This is a genomic window from Streptomyces sp. NPDC015130 (genome assembly GCF_043080005.1).
In the GTDB taxonomy this organism is placed as follows: domain Bacteria; phylum Actinomycetota; class Actinomycetes; order Streptomycetales; family Streptomycetaceae; genus Streptomyces.
Genome location: NZ_JBIBVC010000028.1, coordinates 40,997 through 56,512, shown reverse-complemented (window position 1 = coordinate 56,512; position 15,516 = coordinate 40,997). Strand labels below are relative to the sequence as shown.

The following is a 15,516-nucleotide window of genomic DNA, read 5'->3' as shown; positions in this document are numbered from 1 at the left end:
GGCCGACCAGCGCCACGGGACCGACCGGGTGACGCCGCACCGCCGCTCAGCGGGTCTGCGGCCAGCGCGCCGCGAGGAGCAGCGCGATGTCGTCCGGCCGCGCCGTGGCCTGCCGCGCCTCCCGGATCAGCCGGTCCGCAGCCTCCGGGAGCGCCATCGAACCCGTCGAGGCGAGCGCCTGCCGCAGCCGCTCGATCCCCTCGTCGATGTCCGTGCCGGGCCGCTCGACCAGCCCGTCCGTGAACAGCGCGAGGACGTCCCCCGGCGCGAGCCGCAACCGCGTCACCGGGTACGAGGCGCGGTCGTCGACCCCCAGCACCACCCCGCCCGCCAGCTCCACCAGCTCCGTCGTGCCGTCCGGGCGCAGCAGCAGCGGCTGGGGGTGTCCGGCCCGCACCGCCCGCACCTCGCCCGAACCCGGGTCGAGGAGGACGTAGCAGCAGCTCGCGAACTGGCCGGGATCCAGGTCGATGAGGAGCCGGTTGGTGCCCCGCATGACGTCCTGCGGCCGGTGGCCGCCCAGCGCGAAGGCGCGCACCGCGCTGCGCAGCTGCCCCATCGTGGCCGCGGCCGCCACCCCGTGCCCCTGGACGTCGCCGATCACGAGCGCCAGCCGGTCGTGACCCGTCTCGATCACGTCGTACCAGTCGCCGCCCACGTCCATGCCCTCGGTGCCCGGCAGATAGCGGCCGACCGTCTCCACCCCGGCCCGCACCGGCAGTTGGTGCGGCAGCAGTGCGTCCTGGAGCCCCCGCGCGACCGCCGACTCCGTGTCGTACCGCTGCGCCCGGGACAGTGCCTGTGCGATCAGGCCCGCGAGGGCGGTGAGCACGGTCCGTTCGTCCGCGGTGAACGTCCGCGGGCGGTCGAAGCCGAGGATGCAGGAGCCGACGGGCCGACCCGAGGCGATCAGGGGCAGGAAGGCCCGGGCTCCCGTGTGGGTGTCGAGCGGGAGCCCCGGGTACGCCGTCCTCAGCTGGTCCATCGACTCGAAGAAGAGCGGCCGGCCCGTCGTCAGCGTCTCCACGCCCGGCATCCGGGAGTCCAGCGAGACCCCGTCGAAGGGTTCGAGGAAGCCCGGCGGGAAGCCGGTCTCCCAGGCGAGGTACAGGCGCCGGTCGCTCAGCAGGTAGATCGCCAGCTGCCGTCCGCCGAAGGCCGGCAGCAGCTCCTCGGTCACCACGGCCGACACCTGGCGCGCCGTCACGGCCTCCGAGAGGGCGATGGCCAGCGCCACCGGCCGGTAGAGGGCAGCCGCCCGGTCGCCCTCGTCCCCGATCCCGTCGTCCGCCTCCCGGTGCGGACGGTCAGGAAGCTCCGCCCCGTCCGGCCCGTCGGCACCGGGCGCCCCGTCCGGGCGGCCCGGCGCCGTGCCGGGTGCGGACCCCGTCGGGTCCTCCTCCGGGACGAGGACCATGGTCACGCCGTCCCGCCCGGGGTGCAGCGAGACCGTGAGCCACCGGCCCCGCTCCGGACGGGCCAGGAAGCGCACCGGCTCGTCGGAGAGCAGCGCGGCGCGCAGCTGCTCCTCGTGGAAGGGGAGGCCGAACCAGGGCAGCGCCTCCCACAGGGGCCGCCCCGCGAGCGCTCCGCGCGGCCGGCCGAGGAGCCGCTCCGTGCGTTCGTTGAGGTACGTGATCCGGCCCAGCCGGTCGATCGCCAGGATCGCCCGGGGCAGCCGGTCCGTCGCGTCCGAGCCGACCAGGCCCGTGCCCAGGTCGACGAGCGTGCCGGTGAGGTGCCCGCCTGCACGGGGCGGATTTCCGGCCTCCTGCGCGTCCCGCCGGGCCGTGGCGGTCACCTCCAGGAGGTGCAGGCCGCCGTCCGGGCCCTTCAGCCGGATCCTGCGCACGGCGGGCCGACCGTCCTCGCCCGTCGCCTGCAGCGCCGCCGCCCACAGCGCGTACGCGTCCTCCGCGTCCAGCCGCGAGGTGAGCACCTCGATCGAGCAGGGCGAGGTCACCCCGGCCCCGAGGATCTCCCGCAGCCCGCCGTCCATGCTGACCGTGCCGGAGTCCAGGTCCCAGTCGAAGGAGCCGAACCGCACGGGCGGAGCGTTGCCGGTGGAGAGCTGTACGCAGATGGGGTCACCGTTCCACTCGGCCGCGGTCCCGTGCGCCGTGAGGGCGGCCAGGTTCTCGCCGAGCCGGACGGCGGCGCTGGTCATCCGGGCCCGGTCGCGCGCGCTCACCCCCTCGCCCCGTCTCGGCGCCCGCAGCACCACGAGGACCCCGAAGCGCTCGCGGCCCGCGACCACGGGCGCGTACAGCGAGGCGAACGGGAACGGCAGGCTCGCCACCAGCTGGGGGAACCGCCGCATCGCGTCCTCGACGTCGTCGAGGTGGACGGCCTGCCCCGAGCGATGGACCTCCGCCACCGGGAACGGCCTGTTGGTGTGCATCCGCCACCAGGGACGGAACAGCGGCCCGGGCAGCCCCACGAGGATCGCGAGCCGCAGCAGACCCGGTGTCTCCGACCGCATGTACACCCCGCCCGCGTACCCGCCGACCGACTCGACGGCCCGCAGCGAGGTGTCCGCGAGGGCTCGTGTCAGCGCGCCCGAAGCGGGCCCGTCGGCAGTCCCGTACCCGGACGGACGCCCGGTACCGCCCGCCGGGCCGGGGCCGGACGTGCCGTGCGAGGTCACACAGCCAGGATGCCCCTGCCGTGAAAGGCGCCGCATCTCGGGCACGGCGCGTGAGACCGCCCGAGCGCCCCGTTCGCGCCCCGTGCGCACCCCGTGTCCGTCCGGCCTTGTTGACCACACGCGCTCGTCCCGTCACACTCGGTCGTCGACCATGGGCGCCGCCGCGGACGCGCGGCGCCACCACCTCGCTGCCAGGGGGCACGATGACGGGCCGGGTTCTTCCGTACGACGTTCAAGGCGAAGGCCCCGGCCGGGCCCTCGTCCTCCACAACTGGTTCGGCGACCGCACCAGCTTCGCCCCGCTGCGGGCCCATCTCGACGACACCGCCGGCACGTACGCCTTCGTCGACTGCCGCGGCTACGGCGAGGCCCGCGACACCGAGGGCGCCTACACCATGGAGGAGGTCGCCGCCGACGCCCTCGCCGTCGCCGACGACCTCGGCTGGGACTCGTTCTCCGTCATCGGGCACTCGATGGGTGGCAAGGCGGCCCAGCTCATGCTCCTCGACGCGCCCGACCGCGTCCGCTCCCTCATCGGCATCTCACCGGTCTCCGCCGCGGGATTCCCGCTCGACGGGGAGACCTGGGAGCTGTTCGCCGGCGCCGCCGGGTCCCCGGCGAACCGGCGGGCGATCATCGACAACACCACCGGCGGCCGGTACGACGACTCCTGGCTGAGCGCCCTCGTCGACCGCTCCGTCAGCCGCTCCTCGGAGACGGCGTTCCGCGCCTACCTGGACTCCTGGTCCAAGCCCGACTTCCACGAGCGCGTCCGCGACAACCCGACCCCCGTGCTCCTCGTCGTCGGCGCCCACGACCCGGCGCTCGGCAGCGAGGCGATGGAGGCGACCTGGCTGCGCTGGTACCCGAACGCGCGCCTCGAAGTGCTCAAGGACGCGGGCCACTACGCCCCCGAGGAGACCCCGCAGGCCCTCGCCGAGGCCATCGAGGCATTCCTCGCCGCCTGACGGGACCGGCCTGGCCGCCTGACGGGACCCTTCGGGCCGCCTGACGGGACCGGTCGGGCCGCCCGACGGACTTGCCGCGCCGGGAACGACCCCATCCGAAGGTCGACGCGGTCCGCGACTTTCGAGGACAGCGGCGGACCGCCGCCGCATCGGATCATCGTGCTCTCATCCCCACGGGACGGTCACCGACCGACCGTCCAGGAACGGCAGGAGCACCACCGATGGGCCTCGCACAGTCGCAGCACCGCTTCCTGGTGCGGCAGAAGGTCACCCTGATGGCCAACCGCTACCTGGTGCACACCATGGGCCCGGACGGGGAGGAGGGAGAACTGGTCGCCTTCGCCCACCAGAAGCGGATGGCCTTCAAGGAGCACGTCACCTTCTACACCGACGAATCCATGCGTCAGGTCCTCTTCACCTTCCGGGCCCGGCAGGTGATCGACCTCGGCGCGACCTACGACGTCCACGGGGCGTCCGGCACGCGGCTGGGCGGCTTCCGCAAGGACTTCGGCCGGTCCCTGCTGCGCAGCACCTGGCACCTGGAGCGGGAGGGCGAGCCGCAGGAGACCACCGGGCAGGAGCGGAACGCGACCGTGGCGATCCTGCGGCGCGGCTGGGAGTTCCTGCCCTTCACGGAACTGCTCCCCTTCGTCGTGCCGTACCACTTCGACTTCGCCGAGGCGGGACGGCACGTCATGTCCGTGGAGAAGCGCCTCTCGGTCGTCGACAAGTACGTCGTGGACATAGCCGACGCGGCGCTCGACCGGCGGCTCGCGATAGCCCAGGCCGTCGCCCTGGACGCCCTGCAGTCGCGCTGACCTGTCCCGTCGCGGCGAGCCGTCTACCCTGGAGAGACGGGCAGGGCGGCGCACACCGTTCCTCCCGCGCCCGGGCCGCGTGCGGAAGGGCGGCGGACCATGGACTTCAGCGATCGCACCGACGCGGGCCGCCGGCTCGCCGCCCGCCTCGGCCACCTCAAGGACCAGGACGTCGTGGTCCTGGGGCTCCCGCGGGGCGGCGTACCGGTGGCGGCCGAGGTCGCCGACGCGCTCGGCGCGCCCCTCGACATCTGCCTCGTGCGCAAACTGGGGGTGCCGGATCAGCCGGAGCTCGCGATGGGCGCACTGGGGGAGGGCGGGGTGCGGGTCCTCAACGAGCGGGTGCTGCGCGAGACCGGCGTGGGCGAGCGGGACCTCGCGGCCGTGGAGGAGCGCGAGCACGTCGAGCTGGAACAGCGCACCCGGCGCTACCGGGGCGACCGTCCGCCCGTTCCGCTCGACGGCAGGACGGTCGTGGTCGTGGACGACGGGCTGGCCACGGGCGCGACGGCGCTGGCCGCCTGCCGGGTGGTCCGCGCCAAGGGTGCCGCACGGATCGTCCTCGCCGTCCCGGTCGCCCCGCCCGGCTGGAACGCCCGCCTCGGGGGAGAGGCCGACGAGACCGTCAGCGTCCGTGAGCCCGACTTCTTCTACGCGATCGGCCAGTTCTACCGCGACTTCACGCAGACGTCCGACGAGGAGGTGCTCGACTGTCTCGCCCGCGGCCGGGCCGCGCGCGGCCCCGTCGTGCGGGACACGGACGTCCGCATCCCGGCGACCGGTGCCACTCTCGCCGGGCGGCTCGCCGTCCCCGACGGCGCGACCGGCATCGTCCTCTTCGCCCACGGGAGCGGCAGCAGCCGGCACAGCCCGCGCAATCGCGCGGTCGCGGATGCCCTGAACCAGGCGGGGCTCGGGACGCTGCTGTTCGACCTGCTGACCGAGGCCGAGGCCACCGACCGGGCACGCGTCTTCGACACCCCGCTGCTCGCCGGACGGCTGACGAGCGCCACGGAGTGGCTGGCCGGACGTCCCGAGGGCGGCGCGCTGCCGCTCGGCTACTTCGGGGCGAGCACGGGCGCGGCCGCCGCCCTGTGGGCGGCGGCCGATCCCGCCTCCGATGTCGCCGCCGTCGTCTCGCGCGGCGGCCGGCCCGACCTGGCGGGCGAGCACCTGGCCCGGGTGCGGGCCCCGACCCTCCTCGTGGTGGGCGGCCGGGACGCGCTCGTCCTGGACCTCAACAAGCGTGCGCAGGCCCTGCTGCGCTGTGAGAACCGGCTGACCCTCGTCGCCGGCGCCACTCACCTCTTCGAGGAGCCCGGGGCCCTGGAAGAGGTGGCGGAGCTGGCCACGGACTGGTTCGCCGAGTGGTTCGGGCGTCGCGAGGTCCGTTGACGTCCTAGGGCGTGTTGCGAAAGTCCCGCCTGCCCGACGGCGTCTGGCACGCACGCTCGCCGCGTTGTCGGGATCACCCCGATACATCCAGTATCGGGGCGACCCTCCGCCTTGCGATCGCACGCACCAGACGCCGTCGGGCCCGCCCTTCGGGCGGCCGGCGCTACTTTCGCAACACGCCCTAGTAGGGGCCGTTGACGTTGTCGATGGAGCCGTAGCGGTCCGCCGCGTAGTTGCAGGCGGCCGTGATGTTGGCGACCGGGTCGAACAGGTCCGTGGACGTGCCCGGCACGTGATAGGCGTCGAAGGTCGGCTGGATCACCTGGAGCAGGCCCTTCGACGGGGTGCCGGCCGCGGCGTTGGAGTCCCAGTTGTTGATGGCCAGCGGGTTGCCGGAGGACTCGCGCATCACGTTGCGGAGGATGCCGTCGTACGAACCGGGGATGCCGTTGCGGGCCATGATGTCCAGCGACTCGCGGATCCAGCCGTCGAGGTTGTCGGCGTACCGGGCGGCGGCGACCGGTGCGGCCTGGACGGCGGGCGCGGCGGCGGAGGCACCCGAGACGGCGGCCGGGGCGGCGGCGCGGCGCTCGGAGCGGCTCGCCCGTTCGGCCGACGCGGAGCTCTTCTTCGGAGCGGTCTTCGGCGCGGTCTTCTGGGCGGTCTTCTTCTGCGCGGCGGCGGGCGCGGGGGCGGACTTCGCGGAATCCCGACGAATCGTCAGTTCCAGACCGGGGTGAATGAGTGACGGATTGTCACCCACGGCGGACTTGTTGACCCGGTAAAGAGACTTCCAGCCGCCCTGAATTCCCTTCTTCTGGGCGATCAGGGAAAGCGAGTCGCCGCTCACCACGGTGTACGTGCGCGCGGCTGCGGGGGCCGAGGGAGCGGCGGCCGGCGCGGCGACGGGCTGTGCGGCGAAGGGCTGCGCGACGGCCTGCGGAGCGGCCGAGACCGTCTCGGCGCCGGCCGTGGCGGGGATGACCAGCGGAAGGGCCAGGGCGACGCCGCCCGTGCCGGCGAGGGCGAGGCCCCGGGAGACGGTGCGGTGTCGGGGGCGGCGGTGCTTACCGTGTGCAGGCATGACGGATTCCTCTCCGGCGCCTGCGGGGTGAGCTGTCGGGTTCGGACGGGAGATGTCCGGCCGCGCACACGCGGCTTCACCCCGAGCCGTTCCGGAATCCGGACCGGCGAATTCGTGGGTCCCCCGCTCCTGCCGTCGGGTGAAAGGGAGGTGTTTCGAACGGCGGCAGGATTAGGCGTTCCGCTCGAATGGGGGTGACCGTAGGCCAGCATTGCGGCGGATAACAAGAGGATCAGTTCGGCCGCTCATGGAATTGGATCTCCGAATTCGGAGAATTCAAGATCGACCTGACCGCGGCCCCGGTGAACTTCCAAGTGCGGTACGGCCTGCGGGCGTGCGGCCGTCCGACGGGGGCCGGGGAAAGTGAACCGCGTCACCACGAGAGCAATGTCCGAATATGGGCTGTAATTCCGTTGGTAAGTAAATGGGTGGAAATTGGCCCCGGTGAGCCGTTCGTCCGCGTCGGGGTGGAAGGGGGCGAGTCGGGTGCGCAAAAGTCGCAAACCAGACATTCATCTTGAAAGATGGAGGCACCCGACACAGGAGTCATCCGCATGCCGACCCCCTCCGCCCCGCTCAGCCCGGACGCCCTCGACCGCGAGGCCGCCGCTCTCTTCGAGAGCGCCACCTGGCAGCGGATCGTCACGGACTGGACCACCCCCGCACCCGCCCCCGCACCCGCCTCTGCTCCGGTCCCGGAGGCCGCCCCTGTGCCCGCACCCGGCCGGCCCGCACCCGCCGACTGGAGGGCCCTGCTCAGCGTGCCCGTGGACCGGCTCGTCTCCGACGCGCTTGACGCGCTGCCGCCGCCGGCCCCCACCGGACGCACGCTCCCCGGCCGGATCGGAGCCGTGCTCCCGGACCGTCTGCACGCCTGGCGCCGGATCGGCAGCCCCGAGCTGCGCCCCTCGGTCCACCTCGGCTACGCGCGGCTGGTGCTCACCGAATGGGGCTGGCAGAACGCCCCGTACAAGCTGCGCGACGTGCGGGGAGCGCGCTGCGTCTGCGGCGCGCTCCTCGCCGCCCACCGCCTCGGCTACGGCAGCGCGGACACCATGAACGAGGCGGCGGCCTGGATCATGGCCGAGCTGCGGTCGCAGGGGTGGCGCGAACTGATCGGTCCCTGGAACCGGGCCCCGGGCCGGACGGCCGCCGAGGCGCTGGGCCTGCTCGACGCGACGATCCGCCGCGCCGAGCAGGCCGGCCGGTGAGCGTCGGTCAGCCGGTGACGCTCGGCGACCCGGTCTCGATGTGGCCGGTGTACCGGCGCGACCAGGTCCCGTCGATGTCGGCGAGGATCGTGAAGTCGTACCAGCCGTTGTTGTGGGCCACCGCGTTGAAGAAGTCCTCGCGGCTGGAGTTCGCCGGGACCGTGTACGTCCACGGCCCGTCCGTGCGGTAGGCGTTCGAGCGGATCGTGAACGTCACCGGTCCGGCCGAGGCGTTGGTCATCCTGAACCACAGGGCCGTCCGGCCCGTTCCCGACTCGGGCGCGAACCGGGCGGCGACCTCCACGGCCTTGCCCGCCTTCGAGGCGTCGCCGATGAACCGCCGCAGGAAGCGGTTGGGGCCCATCATCGAGATGTCGTACTTACCGGAACCCGAGCCGAGGCCGATGTTGAAGTAGTCGGAGGCCGTGCCGCCCGGGTCGACCGTGTACTGCCAGGCGGCCGTGTCGCGGTGCTGGTGCGGGTGGATCGAGAAGTGCGCCGCCCGCTCGGCCTCCGCCCCCTGGTTCGTCATCGAGAACCAGGCCAGGATCTTGCCGGCGGCGCCGAACTCGAACCGGTCCAGATTGCCGTTCACCTGGTACGGCAGGGCGCGCGCCGGACGGCTGCCGGACTCCTGCGCGGGCAGGGCGTTGTTCTGGGGCGCAGGGTTCGGCAGCGGGGCGCAGGTGGCCTGGCCGATCACCTTCGCCGTGGAGGGCAGGCCGGCCGGCACTCCGTACACCGGGTTGGCGAAGTCGAAGACCCCGGTCAGATCACCCGTCACCTTCCTGCGCCAGGCGCTGATGTTCGGGCAGGTGGCCGGTGTGCCGAGGGCCGCCGTCCAGGTCTCCATGAAGCGCAGCACGGAGGTGTGGTCGAAGACCTCGGAGCTCACCCAGCCACCCCGGGTCCACGGGGACATGACAATCATCGGGACGCGGAAGCCCAGCCCGATCGGCACGCCGTCGAGGTACTCGCCCGGTGTCCCCGGCGGGGCGACGGGCGGCGGTACATGGTCGAAGAAGCCGTCGTTCTCGTCGTAGTTGAGGAACAGCACCGTCGAGTCGAAGACCTCGGCGTCGGCGGCGAGCGCACGGTAGACGAGGTCGACGAAGTGGGCGCCGTCCCCGGGCGGCGCGTACGGGTGCTCGGAGAACGCCTCGCTCGCCACCACCCAGGAGACCTGCGGCAGCGTGCCCGCGACGACGTCGGCGCGGATCGCCGCGGCGATGTCGTCCGGCGTCGAGCCGGTGACCCTGGGGACCGAGCCCATGCCCCGGTCGTGCAGCGGATCGCCGGGGCGCGCGTCGGTGAACTTCTTGAAGTAGGCGAGGCCGTTGTCGCCGTAGTTGTCCTGCGCGTTCTGGTAGACCTTCCAGCTGACCCCGGCCCGCTGGAGCGCCTCCGCGTACGTCTCCCAGGTCAGCCCCGACTCCTCGCCCCCGTCCTTGCTGGAGCCGTCGATCTTCCCGCTCCACAGGAACGTCCGGTTCGGGCCGGTGGCGCTGAGCGCCGAGCAGAAGTACGCGTCGCAGATCGTGTAATGGTCGGCGAGCGCGTGATGGAAGGGGATGTCCTCCCGGTCGAGATGGCCGAGCGTCCGGGTGTTGCCCACGCCCATGACCCAGTTGTCCATCCGGCCCTTGTTCCAGGCCGCGTGCTGGGACGTCCAGCTGTGGGGCAGGTCGCCGTTGCACTGCGCGAGCGTCTCGCCGTCGACGCCGCCCGCGGGCGGGGTGTCGCTGAGCTTCCACGGGTAGTGCCGGCCGCCCCAGTTGGGCTGGTTGAACATGCCCCAGCCGCCGGGGAGATTGCCGGCGGCGCGGTCGCCGAAGCCCCGTACGCCGCGCAGCGTGCCGAAGTAGTGGTCGAAGCTGCGGTTCTCCTGCATGAGGATCACCACGTGCCGGACGTCGGTGGTGAGCGTGCCCGTCGCGGCGCGCGCAGCGGCCGACGCCCGGCCGGGCGGCAGTGCGGCCCCGGCGACGAGTCCCGCACCGATCCCGACGAATCCCCTGCGGCTGATGGGAAGCATGCCCCGCCTCTCCTGTCACGGCGTGCCCGCGCGGCACGTCGGGAGACATGATGGGGGAGGGGAGCTTAAAGGTATACAGCCGTGCGGTAATTGCTTGGACAACAGTGCGCGGCCTGAGAAAGTCAACGTGGGGATTGGTCCGACCTCATACCAATACCGATGGTGGTCGGGTTCGGGATCCACCGCCGGGTCAGACGGTGAGGACCTCCACCCCTGCCTCCGTCAGCTGCGCCGTGGCCTCCGCGGAGATGTCCTTGTCGGTGACCAGGAGGTCGATCCGGTCCAGACCGCAGATACGGGCGAACGCGCGGCGGCCCATCTTGGAGGAGTCGGTCACGACGACGACCCGGCTCGACCGCTCGGCGAACAGCCTGCTGATGCTCGCCTCGTCCTCGTGATGGGCCATCACGCCCAGCTCGGGGTCGACCCCGTCGACGCCCAGGACCACCACGTCGAGGACCACCTCGTTGAGCACCCCGACGGTCAGCGGGCCGACCAGCTCGTACGTCTGGGGGCGGGCCACCCCGCCCGTCGTGACGATCTTGATCTGTGGGCGGACCGCCAGCTCGCCGGCGATGTTGAGCGCGTTGGTGACCACGGTCAGCGCGGGCCCGGCCGTGGCCGCGCCCGGCGTCTCCGCGCGGCCGCTCGCGAACCGCAGCGCGAGGGCCCGGGCCACCTCCGTCGTCGTCGTGCCGCCGTTGAGCCCGACGACCTCTCCCGGGGTCACCAGATCGGCGACCGCCGCGGCGATCCGCTGCTTCTCCGAGGCGTGCCGCGCCGACTTGTAGCGGAGCGGGAGCTCGTACGACACGCCGTGCGCGACCGCTCCGCCGCGCGTCCGTACGAGCAGCTGCTGCTCGGCGAGTTCGTCGAGGTCCCGGCGGATGGTGGCGGCGGAGACCTCCAGCATGGTCGCCGCCTCCTCGACCTCGACCTTCCCCGAGGCCGCGAGCAGCTCCAGGAGTGCGTTCCACCGCTCGTGCTTGGACATGGGTCCATCCCCTCCCGATCGTGCGCGCGTCCGATTCTATCCGCCGACACGCGTCAACCCTGGCAGCGGCATGCTCGGATCTGCTTGAATGAGTCCACCTTCACGCATTTTCGAACAAGCATCGCGCACACTTCTTGCAAGGAGTCCCGCATGACCACCTCTCGCACCGCCGTGGAGATCGATTCCCAGCCGGCCACCTGGCGCCAGGCCGCCCGCACCCTTCCCCAGCACGCCGCCGCCCTGCCCCGCCGCGGTGAGCGCGTCGCCGTCATCGGCTGCGGCACCTCCTGGTTCATGGCCCTGGCCTACGCCGAGCTGCGCGAGGCGGGCGGACACGGCGAGACCGACGCCTTCGCCGCCTCCGAGTTCCCCTACGGACGCCGCTACGACCGGGTCGTCGCCATCACCCGTTCCGGCACCACCAGCGAGGTCCTCGCCGTTCTCGCGCGACTGCGCGGCACGGTGCCCACCGGCGCGCTCACCGCCGACCCCACGACCCCCGTGATGGACCTCGCCGACGAGGTCGCCGTCCTCGACTTCGCGGACGAGGAGTCGGTCGTCCAGACCCGCTTCGCGACGACGGCGCTCGCGCTGTTCCGGGCGCACCTGGAGGCCGAGGACGCCCTGCCCGCCGGGGTGCGCTCCCTGGCGGAGGCCGTCGAGGACGCCGAGCGCGCGCTCTCGGTCCCGCTCGACGAAGCGGTCCGCACCGCCGAGCAGTTCACCTTCCTCGGCACCGGCTGGACCTACGGCCTCGCCCTGGAGGCCGGGCTGAAGATGCGGGAGGCGGCCGGGGCGTGGACGGAGTCGTACCCGGCGATGGAGTACCGGCACGGACCGATCAGCATCACCGGCCCGGGGCGTGTCGCCTGGGGCTTCGGCGCCTTCCCGGCGGGGCTCGCGGACGAGGTCCGCAAGGTCGGCGGCACGGTCGTCGAGAGCGACCTCGACCCGCTGGCGGACCTGATCCGGGCGCAGCGCCTCGCGGTCGCGGTGGCCGAGGCGCAGGGCCTTGACCCCGACACCCCCCGGAACCTGACCCGTTCCGTGGTCCTGACCGACCACCATGCCTGACCGCGCCGGAAGCGCCGTCGGCGCGGCCCCCCGCGCCGACGGCTCCGCCCACGTCCCCGCCCGCACCGACCGTTCCGACACCCGCGAAGGAAGACCATGCCGCTGACGCCGACCGATGAGATCGTCCGCCGGGCCCGCGCGGCCGGGGTGGGCGTGGGGGCGTTCAACGTCCTCCAGCTCGAACACGCCCAGGCCATCGTCGCCGGTGCGGAGGCCGCCGACCGCCCGGTGGTCCTCCAGATCAGCGAGAACACGGTTCGCTACCACGGCGCCCTGGAGCCGGTCGCCCTCGCGTCCCTCGCCGTCGCCCGCGCCGCGAAGGTGCCCGTCGCCGTCCACCTCGACCACGCCGAGAACCCCGACCTCGTACGCGAGGCGGTCACGCTCGGTCTGGGCTCGGTGATGTTCGACGCCTCCAGACTGCCGTACGCGGAGAACGTGGCCGCGACCCGCGAGGTCGTCGAGCACTGCCATCAGCACGGCGTCTGGGTGGAGGCCGAGCTGGGGGAGATCGGCGGCAAGGGCGGCGCCCACACCCCGGGCGTGCGCACCGACCCCCAGGAGGCCCTGGCCTTCGTGGCCGCGACCGGCGTCGACGCGCTCGCCGTCGCGGTCGGCAGCGCCCACCAGATGGTGACCAGGGACGCCGTCCTCGACTTCGACCTGATCGCCCGTCTGCGCGCGGCGGTCGACACCCCGCTCGTCCTGCACGGCTCCTCGGGCGTCTCGGACGCCGACCTCGCGGCGGCGATCGCGGCGGGCATGACGAAGGTGAACGTCTCCACCCACCTGAACAAGGCCTTCACACAGGCGATCCGTACCCATCTGGCGGAACATCCCACCGCGTTCGACCCCCGCCACTACCTCACCCCGGCCCGCACGGCGGTGGCCCAGGAGGTCTCCCATCTCCTGACCGTCCTCTCCCCGTCCTGACGGGCCGACAGAGCGCCGAAGCCCCCGCTCGGCGCGGAGCGGCGCGGAGCGGCGCGGAGGGAGGGGGCTTCGGGCCAACACGGGGGATCTGGGTACTACTCGCAGGCCACGCCGTCTCCATCACGGTCGAGATGGGTGCCATAGCCCGGGTCGCCGCGGCGGATCGGATCGGCGCCCGCCGCGCGGACCGCCGAGCAGTTCCGGTAGTAGACGTTTCCGCCCCTTGAGCCGGACGGTCAGATAGACCACAGGGACCATCGACGAGATCGGAGACCGGCGGCCGGGCGCTGGAAGCAGACGCCCCAGCTGTCGTACGCCGAAGGGGGCTCGACGTCCTTGTAGGCGGCGTAGGCGCGGCCCAGTCGCCGTAGCCTCGTCCGGCTGTGTCCGACCGATGGCGTGGGGGTCCCGCTTCATGGGTCAGGATGGGGGCATGACCGAGATCCGTACCCCCCGCCTCATCCTCCGACGCTGGACCGACGACGACCTCGTCCCGCTGGCCGAGATCAACGCCGACCCCGAGGTCATGCGCTGGATCGGCGACGGATCGGTGCGGGACCTGGACGAGACCGCCGGGGACATCGAGCGGTACGAGGAGGAGTGGGACGACGAGGGGTTCGGGCTCTTCGCCGTCGAGCTCCTCGCCTCCGGCGAGCTGATCGGCTTCGCCGGGCTGTCCGTGCCCGAGGGGCTGCCGGACATGGTCCACGAGGTGGAGATCAGCTGGCGGCTCGGCAGGCCCTTCTGGGGCCAGGGGTACGCCTCCGAGGCCACCCACGCGGTCCTGGAGTTCGCACTCCAGGACCGGGGGCTCGACCGGGTCGTCGCCGTGACCCACATCAGCAACACGGCCGCCGAGAACATCCTCGGCAAGCTCGGCATGACCGCCGAGCGCGAGACGAACCACCCGGCCCTGGACGTCCCGCTGCGCGTCCACGCCATCGACCTCACCGAGTACCAGGCCTGACCGCTTTCCTCGGGCCGGTCAGGCCTGGTCCCGGCTTCGGTCAGTGGCGCTCGGGCAGGTCACGCTCCGCCGGCAGGTCCGTGGCCGAGGGCGCGGTCGTCGCGCGGGCGGTCGCCGCCGGCGGCTTCCCGCAGAACGCCGCCTCCAGCGTCCCGCCGAGCGCGGTGTTGGCCGCGCCGTGGTTCGAGGTGTTCGCCACCGCCGAGAGGCTGCGCATGCCGTCACGCGTCGCGAAGGCATACGTGTAGAAGCCCTGAACGGTTCCGGTGTGGCCGAAGATCTGCGTGCCGCACGAGAGGTCGTAACGGCGCAGGCCCAACCCGTAGAAACGGGTGTTGGCGGCATCCGTCGGCGTCACCGTCGTCATCTCCTTCATCATCGCCGGGGACAGCAGCCGGCCGCGCATGAGCGAGATGGTGAACATGTTCAGATCGCCGGGGCTGGAGATGACGGCCCCGGCGGACTGCGCCCACGAGACCGTCTGCTCCGTGGAGTCCACGAGCGGCGCGCCGGCCTCGTCCGGGTGCAGGTAGCCCCGCACGTGCAGCCCCTTGATCTGGGTGGACGGGTGCACGTACGAGGTCTGGCGCAGCTTGAGCGGCGTGATGATGCGGCGCTTGTACGCGTCGGCGACCGGACGGCCCGTGGCCTTCTCGATCAGCATCCCGACCACCACGAAGTTGGCGTTCGAGTACTTGTAGGACACGCCGGGCTCGGTGGTCCGGGGCAGCGCCAGGGACAGGTCGAGCAGCGCCTGGTAGGAGAACACCTTGTTCCGCACCGCTTCGAAGCCGGGCACGGTGCTGTTGAACATGGCGTCCGTGTAGTCGGCGAGACCGCTGCGGTGGGTGAGCAGGTGCCGGACCGTGATGCGGTCGTCGGGGAGCGCTCCGGGGAGGTACTTGTTGACGGGAGCGTCGAGCGCCAGCTTCCCCTCCTGGACCAGCTGGAGCAGGACGACCGTCGAGAACGTCTTGCTGACGCTGCCGATCCGGAAACGGGCGTCGACGTCCATGGACGCGCCCGAGGCGCGGTCACGCACGCCGGCGGTCCGGCTCCGGATCCCGTCGGGGCCGACGTACCGGGCCATGGCGCCGGGGGCGCCGTTGGCCATCGCCGCCTTGAGCGCGGCGGTCACACCCTCCATGTCGGGGGCCGGAGCGGCCGCCGGCGCGACGGCGGGGGCGGGGGCCGCGGGGGCGGCGAAGGCGTTGGTGGCCGGGGCGAGGCCCGCGGCGAGGGCGGCGACCAGGGTGGCGCTCACGGCCAGACGACGGCGGTGGGACGTCAGGGTCACGATGGGTTCCTCGGCTTCTTCCGGTTCTTCCGGATCGTTCGGATCGCGCGGACCGGTGGGATCCGCTCGGATCGGTGGGCTCGTTCGGCGCAC

General features: G+C 72.7%; 13 protein-coding genes and 1 riboswitch. Of the genes, 7 read left to right on the top strand and 6 right to left on the bottom strand.

The window, feature by feature from the left end; genetic code table 11:
* Window positions 1–46: 46 nt before the first annotated feature.
* Window positions 47–2,647: a SpoIIE family protein phosphatase gene (locus ACF08F_RS36335; protein ID WP_392302818.1), complete on the bottom strand. Its 2,601-nt coding sequence runs from the start codon at window positions 2,645–2,647 to the stop codon at window positions 47–49.
* Between the two features lie 203 nt (window positions 2,648–2,850).
* Between ACF08F_RS36335 and ACF08F_RS36330 the strand changes: the two genes are divergently transcribed.
* The 3 genes from ACF08F_RS36330 (at window position 2,851) to ACF08F_RS36320 (ending at window position 5,828) form a co-directional block, all read left to right on the top strand.
* On the top strand, window positions 2,851–3,615 hold the full coding sequence (locus ACF08F_RS36330; protein WP_392302817.1) for an alpha/beta fold hydrolase: 765 nt from the start codon (window positions 2,851–2,853) through the stop codon (window positions 3,613–3,615).
* 221 nt (window positions 3,616–3,836) lie between these two features.
* A complete protein-coding gene (locus tag ACF08F_RS36325) occupies window positions 3,837–4,433 on the top strand; it encodes a hypothetical protein (RefSeq protein ID WP_392302816.1) in 597 nt (198 codons plus the stop codon).
* Between the two features lie 99 nt (window positions 4,434–4,532).
* Window positions 4,533–5,828: an alpha/beta family hydrolase gene (locus ACF08F_RS36320; RefSeq protein ID WP_392302815.1), complete on the top strand. Its 1,296-nt coding sequence runs from the start codon at window positions 4,533–4,535 to the stop codon at window positions 5,826–5,828.
* A gap of 181 nt (window positions 5,829–6,009) precedes the next feature.
* Here the strand turns inward: ACF08F_RS36320 and ACF08F_RS36315 are convergent, their stop codons facing one another.
* The gene (locus ACF08F_RS36315) at window positions 6,010–6,912 is read right to left on the bottom strand and encodes a transglycosylase SLT domain-containing protein (RefSeq protein ID WP_392302814.1); all 903 of its coding nucleotides are present in this window, start codon (window positions 6,910–6,912) and stop codon (window positions 6,010–6,012) included.
* 4 nt (window positions 6,913–6,916) lie between these two features.
* Window positions 6,917–7,100, bottom strand: a riboswitch (cyclic di-AMP (ydaO/yuaA leader).
* Window positions 7,101–7,466: 366 nt separating this feature from the next.
* Here ACF08F_RS36315 and ACF08F_RS36310 point away from each other — a divergent pair.
* Complete coding sequence (locus ACF08F_RS36310) at window positions 7,467–8,123, top strand: hypothetical protein (protein ID WP_392302813.1); 657 nt, start codon at window positions 7,467–7,469, stop codon at window positions 8,121–8,123.
* A gap of 7 nt (window positions 8,124–8,130) precedes the next feature.
* On the opposite strand, the gene ACF08F_RS36305 is transcribed toward ACF08F_RS36310, so the two are convergent.
* Complete coding sequence (locus ACF08F_RS36305; RefSeq protein ID WP_392302812.1) at window positions 8,131–10,158, bottom strand: phosphocholine-specific phospholipase C; 2,028 nt, start codon at window positions 10,156–10,158, stop codon at window positions 8,131–8,133.
* A gap of 190 nt (window positions 10,159–10,348) precedes the next feature.
* Window positions 10,349–11,152, bottom strand: a complete 804-nt coding sequence (locus ACF08F_RS36300) for a DeoR/GlpR family DNA-binding transcription regulator (protein ID WP_392302811.1) — start codon at window positions 11,150–11,152, stop codon at window positions 10,349–10,351.
* Between the two features lie 150 nt (window positions 11,153–11,302).
* On the opposite strand from ACF08F_RS36300, the gene ACF08F_RS36295 reads away from it, so the two are divergent.
* Together ACF08F_RS36295 and ACF08F_RS36290 are read left to right on the top strand one after the other, a co-directional pair.
* On the top strand, window positions 11,303–12,226 hold the full coding sequence (locus tag ACF08F_RS36295; protein WP_392302810.1) for an SIS domain-containing protein: 924 nt from the start codon (window positions 11,303–11,305) through the stop codon (window positions 12,224–12,226).
* A gap of 96 nt (window positions 12,227–12,322) precedes the next feature.
* Complete coding sequence (locus tag ACF08F_RS36290; RefSeq protein ID WP_392302809.1) at window positions 12,323–13,159, top strand: ketose-bisphosphate aldolase; 837 nt, start codon at window positions 12,323–12,325, stop codon at window positions 13,157–13,159.
* Window positions 13,160–13,254: 95 nt separating this feature from the next.
* Here ACF08F_RS36290 and ACF08F_RS36285 read toward each other — a convergent pair whose 3' ends face one another.
* Window positions 13,255–13,323 carry an excalibur calcium-binding domain-containing protein gene (locus ACF08F_RS36285; RefSeq protein ID WP_392302842.1) on the bottom strand — a complete coding sequence of 23 codons (69 nt, stop codon included), beginning with the start codon at window positions 13,321–13,323 and terminating at the stop codon, window positions 13,255–13,257.
* Between the two features lie 269 nt (window positions 13,324–13,592).
* Between ACF08F_RS36285 and ACF08F_RS36280 the strand changes: the two genes are divergently transcribed.
* Window positions 13,593–14,126 (top strand): GNAT family N-acetyltransferase, encoded by a 534-nt coding sequence (locus ACF08F_RS36280; RefSeq protein ID WP_392302808.1) that lies wholly within the window; start codon window positions 13,593–13,595, stop codon window positions 14,124–14,126.
* A gap of 40 nt (window positions 14,127–14,166) precedes the next feature.
* On the opposite strand, the gene ACF08F_RS36275 is transcribed toward ACF08F_RS36280, so the two are convergent.
* Window positions 14,167–15,423 carry a serine hydrolase domain-containing protein gene (locus tag ACF08F_RS36275; RefSeq protein WP_392302807.1) on the bottom strand — a complete coding sequence of 419 codons (1,257 nt, stop codon included), beginning with the start codon at window positions 15,421–15,423 and terminating at the stop codon, window positions 14,167–14,169.
* Between the last annotated feature and the right edge of the window lie 93 nt (window positions 15,424–15,516).

Bases quoted from the DNA above. Each gene is read 5' to 3' on its own strand.
- ACF08F_RS36330 (WP_392302817.1), top strand. From the start codon at position 2,851: ATGACGGGCCGGGTTCTTCCGTACGACGTTCAAGGCGAAGGCCCCGGC.
- ACF08F_RS36325 (WP_392302816.1), top strand. From the start codon at position 3,837: ATGGGCCTCGCACAGTCGCAGCACCGCTTCCTGGTGCGGCAGAAGGTC.
- ACF08F_RS36280 (WP_392302808.1), top strand. From the start codon at position 13,593: ATGACCGAGATCCGTACCCCCCGCCTCATCCTCCGACGCTGGACCGAC.
- ACF08F_RS36315 (WP_392302814.1), bottom strand. From the start codon at position 6,912: ATGCCTGCACACGGTAAGCACCGCCGCCCCCGACACCGCACCGTCTCC.
- ACF08F_RS36290 (WP_392302809.1), top strand. From the start codon at position 12,323: ATGCCGCTGACGCCGACCGATGAGATCGTCCGCCGGGCCCGCGCGGCC.
- ACF08F_RS36320 (WP_392302815.1), top strand. From the start codon at position 4,533: ATGGACTTCAGCGATCGCACCGACGCGGGCCGCCGGCTCGCCGCCCGC.
- ACF08F_RS36305 (WP_392302812.1), bottom strand. From the start codon at position 10,158: ATGCTTCCCATCAGCCGCAGGGGATTCGTCGGGATCGGTGCGGGACTC.
- ACF08F_RS36295 (WP_392302810.1), top strand. From the start codon at position 11,303: ATGACCACCTCTCGCACCGCCGTGGAGATCGATTCCCAGCCGGCCACC.
- ACF08F_RS36300 (WP_392302811.1), bottom strand. From the start codon at position 11,152: ATGTCCAAGCACGAGCGGTGGAACGCACTCCTGGAGCTGCTCGCGGCC.
- ACF08F_RS36310 (WP_392302813.1), top strand. From the start codon at position 7,467: ATGCCGACCCCCTCCGCCCCGCTCAGCCCGGACGCCCTCGACCGCGAG.